Source organism: Xylanibacter oryzae DSM 17970 (assembly GCF_000585355.1).
GTDB lineage: Bacteria > Bacteroidota > Bacteroidia > Bacteroidales > Bacteroidaceae > Prevotella > Prevotella oryzae.
In genome coordinates, this window is record NZ_KK073873.1 from 917,551 (window position 1) to 929,797 (window position 12,247).

The 12,247-nt window shown below is 34.0% G+C and carries 12 protein-coding genes; 6 read left to right on the forward strand and 6 right to left on the reverse strand.

Features of this window, described 5'->3' with window-relative positions; genetic code table 11:
• Positions 1-316: 316 nt before the first annotated feature.
• Complete coding sequence (gene hisB, locus XYLOR_RS03795; protein WP_036877110.1) at positions 317-1,393, reverse strand: bifunctional histidinol-phosphatase/imidazoleglycerol-phosphate dehydratase HisB; 1,077 nt, start codon at positions 1,391-1,393, stop codon at positions 317-319.
• Between the two features lies 1 nt (position 1,394).
• Entirely contained in the window at positions 1,395-2,327 is a 933-nt protein-coding gene (locus tag XYLOR_RS03800) for a hypothetical protein (RefSeq protein ID WP_036877111.1), read from the reverse strand.
• Between the two features lie 84 nt (positions 2,328-2,411).
• Here XYLOR_RS03800 and XYLOR_RS03805 point away from each other — a divergent pair, with 84 nt between their 5' ends.
• Genes XYLOR_RS03805 through XYLOR_RS03820 form a run of 4 tightly spaced genes read left to right on the forward strand, consistent with a single transcriptional unit; the run spans position 2,412 to position 7,825 of the window.
• The gene (locus tag XYLOR_RS03805) at positions 2,412-3,395 is read left to right on the forward strand and encodes a Gfo/Idh/MocA family protein (RefSeq protein ID WP_036877112.1); all 984 of its coding nucleotides are present in this window, start codon (positions 2,412-2,414) and stop codon (positions 3,393-3,395) included.
• 57 nt (positions 3,396-3,452) lie between these two features.
• The gene (locus XYLOR_RS03810) at positions 3,453-4,487 is read left to right on the forward strand and encodes a DUF4421 domain-containing protein (RefSeq protein WP_036880637.1); all 1,035 of its coding nucleotides are present in this window, start codon (positions 3,453-3,455) and stop codon (positions 4,485-4,487) included.
• A gap of 24 nt (positions 4,488-4,511) precedes the next feature.
• On the forward strand, positions 4,512-5,366 hold the full coding sequence (locus XYLOR_RS03815) for an N-acetylmuramoyl-L-alanine amidase-like domain-containing protein (RefSeq protein WP_036877114.1): 855 nt from the start codon (positions 4,512-4,514) through the stop codon (positions 5,364-5,366).
• A complete protein-coding gene (locus tag XYLOR_RS03820) occupies positions 5,366-7,825 on the forward strand; it encodes an ATP-dependent helicase (RefSeq protein ID WP_036877116.1) in 2,460 nt (819 codons plus the stop codon). The genes XYLOR_RS03815 and XYLOR_RS03820 overlap by 1 nt, the downstream gene beginning before the upstream one ends.
• Positions 7,826-7,869: 44 nt before the next feature.
• Here XYLOR_RS03820 and XYLOR_RS03825 read toward each other — a convergent pair whose 3' ends face one another.
• Genes XYLOR_RS03825 through XYLOR_RS03835 form a run of 3 tightly spaced genes read right to left on the reverse strand, consistent with a single transcriptional unit; the run spans position 7,870 to position 10,318 of the window.
• Positions 7,870-8,007: a hypothetical protein gene (locus XYLOR_RS03825; protein WP_036877117.1), complete on the reverse strand. Its 138-nt coding sequence runs from the start codon at positions 8,005-8,007 to the stop codon at positions 7,870-7,872.
• On the reverse strand, positions 8,007-9,473 hold the full coding sequence (locus tag XYLOR_RS03830; RefSeq protein ID WP_036877118.1) for a DUF4270 domain-containing protein: 1,467 nt from the start codon (positions 9,471-9,473) through the stop codon (positions 8,007-8,009). The genes XYLOR_RS03825 and XYLOR_RS03830 overlap by 1 nt, the downstream gene beginning before the upstream one ends.
• A gap of 29 nt (positions 9,474-9,502) precedes the next feature.
• On the reverse strand, positions 9,503-10,318 hold the full coding sequence (locus XYLOR_RS03835) for a glycogen/starch synthase (RefSeq protein ID WP_036877120.1): 816 nt from the start codon (positions 10,316-10,318) through the stop codon (positions 9,503-9,505).
• Between the two features lie 180 nt (positions 10,319-10,498).
• Between XYLOR_RS03835 and panC the strand changes: the two genes are divergently transcribed.
• Complete coding sequence (gene panC, locus XYLOR_RS03840) at positions 10,499-11,347, forward strand: pantoate--beta-alanine ligase (RefSeq protein WP_036877121.1); 849 nt, start codon at positions 10,499-10,501, stop codon at positions 11,345-11,347.
• 19 nt (positions 11,348-11,366) lie between these two features.
• Entirely contained in the window at positions 11,367-11,714 is a 348-nt protein-coding gene (panD, locus tag XYLOR_RS03845; RefSeq protein WP_036877124.1) for an aspartate 1-decarboxylase, read from the forward strand.
• 73 nt (positions 11,715-11,787) lie between these two features.
• Here the strand turns inward: panD and XYLOR_RS03850 are convergent, their stop codons facing one another.
• Positions 11,788-12,222 carry an acetyl-CoA carboxylase biotin carboxyl carrier protein gene (locus XYLOR_RS03850; RefSeq protein ID WP_036877127.1) on the reverse strand — a complete coding sequence of 145 codons (435 nt, stop codon included), beginning with the start codon at positions 12,220-12,222 and terminating at the stop codon, positions 11,788-11,790.
• Between the last annotated feature and the right edge of the window lie 25 nt (positions 12,223-12,247).

A 12,247-nucleotide genomic window follows, 5' to 3' on the forward strand; every position in this document is an offset into this window, starting at 1 on the left:
AGCATAGCTATTGTAGTGTTGGAGTATAGTTATTACATTTCATGGCATAACTATTGACTTTATTCATAGTAGGTTTGCAGATATATAGTTTATGATATGTGCTTGTAGTACAAATGATTTTCTATTATATATAAATGAAAGTTTCGATAGAATTTGAATGCAAATACCTGTATATAAATCATCAACAAGTTACAATAAAGTTGTAATATAATAGTAACTAAATACCAAATAAGTGGTACTTAAGTGGTATTTAGTGGTATTGTGTTAACTCTGAAAAGTCGATAAACAAAAGGGTAGTGGTAAAGTGACGTTTATTTTATAATTTTCCTTTTGTACTAGGCAGTTCAAAGTGGTAAATATCTCTTCGTACAGCCATTTTAAGAGAACGCGCAAGAGCCTTGAATATTCCTTCAATTTTATGATGTTCGTTAGCTCCCTCTGCTTTAATATTTAGATTCATTTTAGCAGAATCACTTAGACTCTTAAAGAAGTGAATGAACATTTCTGTAGGCATTTCTCCTATTTTTTCTCTTTTGAATTCAGCGTCCCAAACTAACCATGGCCGTCCACCGAAATCAATAGCAACCTGACATAGACAATCATCCATAGGCAGACAATAGCCATACCTTTCTATTCCACGTTTATCACCAAGTGCCTGCAGAATGCATTCACCAAGTGCTATGGCCGTATCTTCTATCGTATGGTGCTCGTCGACATATAAGTCTCCTTTAGTCTGAATGGTCAAGTCCATCATGCCATGTTTGCCAATTTGTTCGAGCATATGATCAAAGAAACCTAGACCAGTTGATATATTGCATTTACCAGTACCGTCAAGATTTATTTTTATATAAATATCAGTCTCTTTTGTGGTGCGCTTTACTTCTGCTATACGCTCACCGGCAAAAAGTATCTCTGCTATTTTGTCCCAAGTCATACCATCTTTGCCTAGTATAAGTGATTTACATCCTATATTATCAGCAAATTTTCTATCAGTATCTCGGTCGCCTATTACATAACTACTAGACAAGTCATATTCTGGGTTGTTGATGTATTTTTCTACTAATCCTGTATTAGGTTTACGAGTAGGGGCGTTATCGTTTGGAAAATGTCTGTCAATAAGAATCTCGTCAAAGGTAATGCCTTCTCCATCAAGGGTTTGAATTATAAAGTTTTGTACAGGCCAAAAAGTGTTTTCTGGAAAAGAGTTCGTACCTAGACCATCTTGATTTGATACCATTATGAATTCAAAATCTAATTTACTATGTATAAAACCTAGATTTTTGAACATGCCTTTAGTAAACTTGAGTTTATCAAATGAGTCTATTTGCTCATCTGCAGGTTCTTGGATAAGAGTACCGTCTCTGTCTATAAATAAAACCCTTTTCTTTTTCATTTTATTGTTCTATATTGTTTTCAAAATCTACCTTCTCTATTTTCTGTGTTTCTATTGAACCATACATATAGTATATTGGGAATAAAAATGCAATTCCTGCATACTGAGCCATAAATGTTATTATAGATGAAACAATAAAGACAAGTATGCCAAAGTAGTTAGGGAGTCCGCTTGGATCACCTTCAAGTACTCCATTTTGTGATATGATATTTGCCTGGTGAATAACAAGTTCAGGCATATTAATAATAAGTACTGCTATTGCTGTAATGAGCCATGAAAGAAAGATTACCGCAAATGAAAAGCCCCAATGGCTTATTCCATCTTTATATCCTTTAGTAATAACCGACCAAGAATGTGATTTGTCTTCTATCATGTATTTTACCATAAGGAAAACGAATGGTAAATAAAAGATTAAGAACAGTATAAAGGATAATATTGATAATATTAAATATTTGTGCATTGCAGGATCTGAAAATTGCAATGGTATCATTCTTATTGCAAAAAAACAGGTAGCGATGACAATAGGTGTATACAATAATATTGTCCAAACAAATAATTTGGAGCTCCTGATACTGAAATGGACGATACCTTTATATGCACCCTTTAGTGAGCAACGTGAATATGTACCCGTCTGTTTGTGCTGTTGGAACAGATAGAATATAATTCCAAACAGAATAAAAGATGATACGATTTCTAGTAATACTAAAATCGTATAAATTACAATCATGTGTACAGGTTCTATATGCCTAATCGTGGCGATTAAGGAAAAACCAGATGCCTCGATGGCAGATTTTAATAAAGATACAATTAATACTAAAATCCATGTAGAACTGAATAACTTACGGAAATTATCAGTAAACAGATTGTATCCAGCTTTGACGCATGCACTATAGCTGCGGCTCTTATACAATAGACAATTATCTTCTTTTTTCATTTATTTCCTAATATTTTATTCTAATACCGTGCAAAGATAGTAATTTTATTATTATCTTTGCATTAAAGAAATTAAAAATAAGGTATGAAAATTATAAAATGGGGCTTTATCGGTTGTGGTGAGGTTACAGAGAAGAAGAGTGGCCCCGCATTCAATGAGGTTGAAGGTTCTACCGTTGTTGCTGTTACGAGTCGAAATGAGAATAAGGTACGCTCATACGCAGTAAAACATGGTATTAAGAAATGGTATACAGATCCTCTCGAACTTATTGATGACCCTGAAGTAAATGCGATATATATAGCGACTCCTCCATCTAGTCATGCAACGTTTGCTATTATGGCGATGAAGGCCGGTAAACCTGTATATGTGGAAAAACCACTGGCGGCAAGTTATGAAGATTGTGCGCGTATAAATCAGGTTTCGGAAAAGACCGGAGTACCATGTTTCGTGGCTTATTATCGTAGGTATCTTCCATATTTTGAGCGCGTAAAGAAAATTATAAACGACGAATTAATCGGCAAAGTACAGAATGTTCAGATTAGATTTGCCTGTCCTCCGAGAGATCTTGATTATAATTCTTCAAAAAGTCTGCCTTGGAGGTTGCAGCCAGATATAGCTGGAGGTGGATATTTTTACGACCTAGCCCCACATCAGTTGGACTTGATTCAGGATCTATTCGGCGTAATTACACAGGCTGACGGTATATGCGCTAATCGTGGCGGACTTTATACTACTGAAGACAGTGTAAGTGCGTGTTTCCGTTTTGAGAGTGGACTTCCAGGCAGTGCATCGTGGTGCTTTGTAGGTCATGAGAGTGCTAAGGAAGACAGAATAGAAGTGATTGGAGACAAAGGAATGTTAAGCTTTTCGGTATATAACTATGATCCTATACAGCTTATAACAACTGATGGTTCTACAAATATAGTTGTTCCAAATCCTTCTTATGTACAGTTGCCTATTATTAAATCGGTAATAGAGGATTTGCAGGGTATTGGTGTCTGTGCATGCACAAGCATATCGGCAACGCCTGTTAACTGGGTTATGGATAGAATTTTAGGAAAGTTCTAGATGTTTATCAGGCGCATATATATATTAGTTCTATTTTGTTTTCTGTCAATATATGTATTGGCAGGAAGTGATTCTATATGTGTAAAGACTAAAAAGCATGTTGGCATATATAATACTGTTTACAATATAGTGAAAGCCTTCAATGATGTAGATACAAATTACATAGAGCCTCAAAAATATAACTATACAGTTATGATGCAGAATACATTTACTTATGAGATGTATAAACTGCAGGGCAAGTCGGGGCAGTACTTTAGATTTGCTCCAAAACCAGCCATAAAACTTGGACCATATTTAGGATGGAGATGGATCTTTCTCGGATATCAGGTCGATATGGGTAGAGTTGGTTCAACCGGAATGAAGAATACCAAAACAGAGTTTAACTTAAGTCTTTATAGTTCGCTTATTGGTGTTGACATTTTCTTTCGAAATACAGGTAGTTCATATAGAATACAAAATTCATATTTGGGTAGAGGCATTGATACATCTGCCCTTGATGGAGTTAGTTTTAGTGGTATTAACGTAGGAATTAAAGGCTTCAATTTATACTATATTTTTAATCATTATAAATTTTCTTACCCTGCAGCTTTCAGTCAGAGTACTAGGCAGAAGAAAAGTTGTGGATCTGCACTTCTTGGTATAGGATATACTCAACATTCTTTATCGCTTGACTATGTGTCATTGCAGAATATTGTAAAAGATTATACAAAACAACCGGAAATAAAATTGGATAGTGGATTAATGTTTGAGAAGGTAAAATATACCGACCTTTCTGTTTCTGGTGGTTACGCATATAATCTTGTCCTGTCTAAAAATTTCTTATTGGCAGCTTCGCTTTCACTGGCTTTGGGTTATAAAAATTCTATAGGAAATGTGGAGCAATCAGATGCAAGGTCATCTAAAATATTTAATTTTCGTAACTTTAATCTTGATGGTGTAGGGCGTTTTGGATTTATATGGAATAACTCTAAATACTATTTTGGAGGTAGTTGTATACTACATAGCTATAATTATAATAAAGAGAGATTTTCTACAAATAATGTTTTTGGCTCAATGAACATTTACATTGGGTATAATTTCGGTAAACGATAATAATTAATTACTTTTGTACTTGATATGAAAAAGATAGTTTTAGTTTTATTTATGTTAGTAGTATGTGGTTTCGTTTCGGCAGACGACTACTCATGTTCTTCACATGATTCAGCATTAGTGGTTAAACTCCTTAAAAAGGCAAAAAATCAACCTTCTAATACGAACTATATGATTTTTTTTGCAAGACAATTGATTGGAATTCCTTATGTGGCTCATACGTTGGATATCTCAAAAAGAGAAAGGCTCATTATAAATCTTCATCAATTAGACTGTTACACATATGTAGAGGCAGTTTCTGCTTTTTCAATTTGTGCTAAAAATCATAAATATGATTTTCAGAGTTATGTTAATACTGTTAAAAAGTTAAGATATAGAGGTGGAAAAATAGAGGATTATTCATCAAGGCTTCATTATTTTACCGATTGGATTATAGATAATACACTTAAGGGAGAGGTTCATGAGATACAGTCTCCAGATCCACCATTTATGGCTACACAGATAATTAATGTCGGATTTATGAGTGATAACTATCAAAAATACTCAATGCTTAAAGCAAATCCAAGGTTAGTACCCAAAATTAAAATTGTGGAGCATTCTCTTAATGGTCGTAGATATAAGTATATACCTAAATATATGGTGCGTAATAATATTATTATGCGCAAGGCTGTAAAGGATGGTGACATTATAGCTATAATAACAAATAAGAAAGGACTAGATACTTCTCATGTTGGTATCGCTGTATGGCATAATGATGGATTACATCTCCTCAATGCGTCTCAATTGCATCATAGAGTTGTAGAGGAAAATATGACTTTTGCCAATTATTTATCTCAACATCCTGTTCAAACAGGTATTCGTGTAATAAGACTTGTAAAATAATGAATGATAATATTATACTTGATTCGCTTAACGATAGTCAACGTGAGGCTGTCTTATACTGTGATGGACCATCGTTAGTTATAGCTGGAGCTGGTTCGGGAAAGACACGTGTGCTTACATATAAAATTGCATATTTGTTGCAGAACGGAATGAAACCATGGAATATTCTTGCTCTCACATTCACAAATAAGGCTGCGCGTGAAATGAAATCTCGTATAGGTAAGCTTGTTGGCGAGCATTTAGCAGCTCAGTTGAATATGGGTACTTTTCATTCTGTATTTTCTAGGATATTGAGAGTTGAAGCATTTCATTTAGGATATAATTCTAATTTTACAATATATGATGATTCTGATTCGCGTTCGTTGGTAAAGGCTATAGTAAAAGAGATGCAGTTGGATGATAAGGTATACAAGCCGGCAACGATATCAGGTCGGATAAGCATGGCTAAGAATCATCTTATACTTGCAGGTGATTATCCAAATCATAAGGAACTTGTTGATCGTGATAAAACGACAAGAACTCCTGAGATGGAAAAGATCTATATGACTTATTGTGAAAGATGTCGTAAGGCTAATGCGATGGATTTTGATGATTTGTTGGTTAATACATGGCTTTTGTTTTTGAATCATTCTGATGTACTTTCAAAATATGTCAATAAATTTAATTTTGTACTTGTTGATGAGTATCAAGATACAAACTTTGTACAGCAGTCTATTGTTCTTCAACTTACTAAAGAGCGTCAACAGGTATGTGTAGTTGGAGATGATGCGCAGAGTATATATAGTTTTCGTGGAGCAAATATAGATAATATATTGAATTTTAATGGGATGTATAAAAATCCCAAACTGTTTAAGTTGGAACAGAATTATCGTTCTACTCAGCTTATTGTACAAGCAGCTAATAGTCTGATTAAGCATAATACTCGTCAGATACCAAAGGATGTTTTTAGCGAAAATAATGAAGGCGAGAAACTCATACTGAAACCTGCATATAGTGATAAAGAAGAAGCTCTTATTGTATGTAATGATATTCAGCGTCTACACCGTATTGAAAAATTAGAATATAATGATTTTGCAATACTTTATCGAACAAACTCTCAAAGTCGTAGTTTTGAAGAGGCTATGCGTAAGATGAATATACCATATAGAATATATGGCGGATTGAGTTTTTATCAGCGCAAGGAAATAAAAGATATCATTGCATATTTCAGACTTGTAGCAAATCCTGATGACGAGGAAGCTTTTAGGAGGATAATAAATTATCCTACAAGAGGAATAGGCAATACAACTGTATTAAAGATAATTGAAAGTGCCGCACATAATGCAGTCAGTCTATGGCAGGTAATATCAAATCCTGTAATATTTGCTCTTGGAGTAAATAAAGGTACCGCTACCAAAATTTCCGGATTTAAAGATTTGATACAAAGTTTTATAGACGATGCGAGTAATAAAGATGCTTATACTCTAGGAACTGAAATTATAAAGTTATCGGGCATCAGCAATGATATATACTCAAATTCTGACCAGGAAGGTCTTTCAAGACAGCAGAACTTACAAGAATTTTTAAGTGGAATGCAAGATTTTGTTGAGAGTAGGAGAGAAGAGGGTCAAGGCGATAATGTCCTTCTATCTGATTTCCTCCAAGAAGTGTCTTTACTTACTGATCTTGATAGTGATAAAGATGTAGATGCTAAGCGTGTTACTCTTATGACGATACATAGTGCTAAAGGATTGGAATTTCCTACTGTATTTGTAGTTGGATTAGAAGAAAATATCTTTCCAAGTCCGATGAGCAGCAACAGTGCTCGTGAATTGGAGGAAGAAAGAAGACTCTTATATGTAGCTATTACCAGAGCAGAAAAACATTGTATCTTAACTTGTGCACAGAATCGTTTTAGATATGGTACAATGGAATATGATACACCTTCTAGATTTATTAGAGATATAGATCCTAATTATTTAAAAATTGATTCTGAAATATCATTTGGAAAATATTCAGATATGCCTAGTTATGGTGGAATGGGTGGCGGTTTTGGTAGCGATAGGAGTTATGGTAATCCTAAAAATCAAAATCCCCATCCGGTGGCTCACCAGTTCATTGCAGATGATAAAATCAAAATTACTAGTATACCTAAAAGAGAAAATCCTAAAGAAATATTTTCTGATAGTTTTAAGGAAAAACTGCGCAATGCCGGATATAAACCGGTAAATAGAAATAGTGCTAATCGTGAATCTGTTTTGGCTGCAAAGGCATCTTCTAGTCTGGATTTTGAAAATAATCCTTCTCGTTTAGGAAATGAATTAGTTGAGGGTAACTTAATTGAACATCAGCGTTTTGGAGTTGGTAAAGTACTTAAAATTGAAGGAGCCGGAGAAAATGCCAAGGCTACAGTGGAATTTAAAAATTCTGGTACCAAACAATTACTACTTAAATTTGCAAAGTTTAATATCTTAGAATAATCTAAAAATAAAAAGACGCTGGTAATCTACCAGCGTCTTTTGCTTTATAAAGTTTCATCTTCAGGCTTCTCTATATTTCTATTGATATCCACCTTTTTATGAACATGTTTTTTATTTTTAAGCCATAGCTCTTTTTTCTTCTCGTATTCAGCCATTTGCTTTTCAAGAAAATTATCTGCCATTATTTGATATTGGTAAATTTACTATATACAACGCTGATAGTCAAATTTGTATTTCCTCCTATAAGTTTTGTGCTGCTTAAAGACATATCGTGTACAACTTTTGTAAGTACAGATGATGAATTTGTGGTATTGTATGTTGTTGCAACGGGTACAAGAAGAACTTTATTCCAATTAGGATGTTTCTTTTCCCATTCAGGGTCTGTTGCCATTCCTTTTACCATAGCATCTTCCATACGCGAAACTAATCCAGAGAAATTATTAAATGTATACGTATTGGTAGATGATGAATATGATGCTAAAAACGAATTCTTATAATTTGCAATCTTTTCCTTTTCGAAAAAATTATAAAGACTGTCTTTCTCTATCATAAGCAATGTTGATGGTACGTCCAGATTGTATGAATCTTGAGAACTATTGTTAATACGGGTAAGAACTATTTTAGCACTGTTTATAGTGTCATTCTTATGATTAAGATATATGTCATTGACAGGAATTTCCATCTCTGTAAAAATTCCAGATGGCGTCTTGATATAAGTACCTGTATTGTCCTCAGCTAGTTTACTAATGCTTTTTGTGTCATTAATAATATTTGTTGTATGTAAAACCTCTTCTGTACCAGCAAAAGTAGAGACGCCTTTTATCGTAGAATCATTTTTGTATCTGAAATATACGTTTAACTCGGACACGTATATATATGCCATATTACCTAATCCGCTTTTGAGTTTGAAGTAAAATCCTGGACATACATTGTGAATGAAGTTATATGAATTTTTATAGTTTTTCTTCGAACTGTCATTAAAGTATTTACGCATTAGGTATGTACCGTAATTGTTATATTTTACCCCATCTTTATCAACATACTCTGAATTAAGCATTATTCGTATGTTTTTAGAGTAAGAAGAAGAATTACGCGTGTCAACATCCTCATTCAAGTCAACAATCGTGAATGACTTGTCTTTCTGTATTCCACCTTGCGAAGTACTTCTGATATAGCCATGGTCCTCTATTGAATAATTTGAATAATAGTTTGTTCCTTCTTCGACAGGTTTTCCAAGTTCATATGCAGTGATTTTCATCAAGTTTAGAGAATCACCATAATACTTGTTAATGAATAAACGTATTTCACAAGAATCGGCAACAATTTCTCCATTTATTTTACTAACCATAGAATCTTTTGGTGGAAATTCATAATTTTCCAAAGTTCCAAATTGAGACATAAAATTTGCCGTAATATAAGAGCCTGTTTCAGGGTCCTTAATTTTTCCTAAGTAACCTGTTGTAGTCCGTGCTAATACGGAATCTGCAATTACAGAACACGTTTTTACAGGAAATGTAGCAGTAGAAATATTTAAACTGTCAGAACTAGGTGTTATTGAAGCTCCTAATTCAAGAGTATTATCATCACAAGCAGTAATCGTAAATGCTAATGTAATTAAGCTTATTACTGTTAATAGTTTTGCTTTCATTTAAGTTGTATATTTCTTAATGAACTAAATTATTCTTTATCTCCTATTATTTGATCAAAGAAGTTCTTATAGACTTCTGTGTTTTCTTCAGCTTGAAACTTTAACACAGGTGTATTGTTGGCATTGGCATAATCAATAAGAGCAGGGTTTGCATCTGATACAGCCTCAATTATTCCGTCAGAATAATCAATTGCCAATTTTCCTAATTCTAAAAAATCAAACTTTTTATTGTATTTATCCAACAGCTCTGACTTAGCATCTCTGAAGTCTACACACTGCTTGAAGTTATCACCTAAATCTCCTTTTAGTGAATTCGTAAATATGGAAGAAACAACTTTGGCATTTGCGAAAGAAGGTTCATCATGATAAGCTGTCTTTACATAAAGAGGAATCACTGCGGCCATCCATCCCTGACAATGAATAATATCTGGTGTCCAACGTAACTTCTTTACTGTTTCAAGAACTCCTCTTGCAAAGAATATAGCGCGTTCACCATTATCAGGATATTCTTCTCCTGATTCGTCGTGTGCCATTTGGCGCTTTGTAAAATAATCATCATTATCTATAAAATACACCTGAATGCGTGTTGATGGAATTGAAGCGACCTTAATAATTAAAGGATGATCAGTATCATCAATTATTAGATTCATTCCTGAAAGTCGGATAACCTCATGCAATTGTCCGCGTCTTTCATTTATATTACCCCACTTAGGCATAAAAGTTCGCACTTCCATACCATAATCTTGCATGGCTTGTGGCAAGTCTTTTCCTTTAAGAGCCATTTCGCTGTCAGGAACATATGGAGCAATCTCCTGATTGATGAATAATATTTTTCTAGCCTTCATTTCTTATGCTTTATAATTAATGCAAAGTTACGAAAAATAATTCAAAAAGCTTCATAAATTCTAGTATTTTAGGAAAAAGCCAACTTTAATTGGCATATTTTTACCATATTACTTCCATATTTGCTAAAAATGTTGTTATTTTGCAGTTCAAATTGAAAACGTATAAAACGTTTAGGTAAAATGAAAGTATTTCATAAAATTTCAGATCTTCAGAACGAGTTGTTTTTAGCTCGTAAAGAGGGTAAAAAAGTTGGCCTTGTGCCAACAATGGGTGCTCTACATGCTGGACATGCATCACTTGTAAATCATAGTGTGGCAGATAATGATATAACAGTCGTTTCTGTTTTTGTAAATCCCACTCAGTTTAATGATAAAAATGATTTGAACAGTTATCCGCGTGACTTGGATGCTGATTGCAAACTGATTGAGGAATGTGGAGCAGATTTTGTATTTGCACCTTCTGTTGAAGAAATGTATCCAACACCAGATAATCGACATTTTGATTTCCCTCCTGTTACTTCTGTAATGGAGGGAGCTCATCGTTCAGGTCATTTTAATGGAGTCTGTCAAGTTGTTAGTCGTCTTTTCTATATAGTACGTCCCGAACGTGCTTATTTTGGGGAGAAAGACTGGCAGCAGATAGCTGTTATTAAATGTCTTGTCAAGTATCTTGGCATTTCTGTACAGATAGTGGAATGCCCAATCGTTCGTGATGAAGACGGATTGGCCCGTAGTTCGCGTAATGCATTGCTATCTTCGGACGAGCGTGTAATAGCGCCTAATATATTTAAATCTCTCAAAAGCAGTACAGATTATGCCAAAAAACATACCGTTGAGCAAACTCATGATAAAGTAATAAAAGATATAAATGCGATAGATGGACTTGAAGTGGAGTATTTCTCAATTGTTGATGGCAATACTTTACAGGATGTATCTTCATGGGATGATTCACAATATATAGTTGGTTGTATAACTGTATATTGCGGTAAAAAACCTGTACGTCTTATTGACCACATTAAATATAAATAAATTAAATAGGTATTAGGTGATGATGATTGAAATTTTAAAATCAAAACTACATTGTGTTACTGTTACTGAGTCAAACATCAACTATATGGGCAGTATAACTATTGATGAAGATCTAATGGATGCTGCTGGTATGATATCAGGTGAAAAAGTTCAGATTGTAGATAATAACAATGGAGAGAGATTTGAAACTTATATTATAAAAGGCGAAAGGGGTTCGGGATGTATATGTCTTAATGGTGCAGCAGCACGTAAAGTTCTGGTTGGTGATACTGTTATTATTATTTCCTATTGCCTAATGGATTTCGAAGAAGCAAAGAAATTCAAGCCAACAGTAGTATTTCCTGAAAACAATAGGGTTGTAAAATAATTTTTTAATATAAAAACTAAAAAATCCCGATTGAAGAATATTCTCAATCGGGATTTTATTATATAAGTTATTGTTATTCAACAATTACAAGAGGAGTGTCTTCCATTACACTTTCGCCAGGTTGCACTAGTATAGCTGTAACTTTCCCATCTTTCTCTGCATCTAGATTGTTAGCCATTTTCATAGCTTCCAATACTACAACAGTATCACCTGATTTTACAGTATCTCCAACTGCAACTTTTATTTCAGTTACAACTCCAGGTAGCGGAGCTTTGATAGCGTTAGCTGTATTTATTTTGCTCGCTGAATTCTGTGATGCAGCAGGGGCAGCGGCAACAGGTTTTGCAACAGGACGTACAACAACCTTTTTCTTTTCAGGTTCTTGTTGCTTCTCCATTTCTACTTTGTAGTCTTCGCCGTTAACCTTAACGTTAGCAATATTTTCTTCAATATCACCAATAGTAACTTCGTACTTTTTACCGTTAATTGTATACTTATATTCTTTCATTGTTTCAAATTCAAATTTTTGATTT

What these genes read in the sequence shown, in the direction of transcription:
- XYLOR_RS03830 (WP_036877118.1), bottom strand. Translation starts at nt 9,473, where the DNA reads ATGAAAGCAAAACTATTAACAGTAATAAGCTTAATTACATTAGCATTT.
- XYLOR_RS03800 (WP_036877111.1), bottom strand. Translation starts at nt 2,327, where the DNA reads ATGAAAAAAGAAGATAATTGTCTATTGTATAAGAGCCGCAGCTATAGT.
- XYLOR_RS03825 (WP_036877117.1), bottom strand. Translation starts at nt 8,007, where the DNA reads ATGGCAGATAATTTTCTTGAAAAGCAAATGGCTGAATACGAGAAGAAA.
- XYLOR_RS03820 (WP_036877116.1), top strand. Translation starts at nt 5,366, where the DNA reads ATGAATGATAATATTATACTTGATTCGCTTAACGATAGTCAACGTGAG.
- panD (WP_036877124.1), top strand. Translation starts at nt 11,367, where the DNA reads ATGATGATTGAAATTTTAAAATCAAAACTACATTGTGTTACTGTTACT.
- XYLOR_RS03815 (WP_036877114.1), top strand. Translation starts at nt 4,512, where the DNA reads ATGAAAAAGATAGTTTTAGTTTTATTTATGTTAGTAGTATGTGGTTTC.
- panC (WP_036877121.1), top strand. Translation starts at nt 10,499, where the DNA reads ATGAAAGTATTTCATAAAATTTCAGATCTTCAGAACGAGTTGTTTTTA.
- XYLOR_RS03805 (WP_036877112.1), top strand. Translation starts at nt 2,412, where the DNA reads ATGAAAATTATAAAATGGGGCTTTATCGGTTGTGGTGAGGTTACAGAG.
- XYLOR_RS03835 (WP_036877120.1), bottom strand. Translation starts at nt 10,318, where the DNA reads ATGAAGGCTAGAAAAATATTATTCATCAATCAGGAGATTGCTCCATAT.
- hisB (WP_036877110.1), bottom strand. Translation starts at nt 1,393, where the DNA reads ATGAAAAAGAAAAGGGTTTTATTTATAGACAGAGACGGTACTCTTATC.
- XYLOR_RS03850 (WP_036877127.1), bottom strand. Translation starts at nt 12,222, where the DNA reads ATGAAAGAATATAAGTATACAATTAACGGTAAAAAGTACGAAGTTACT.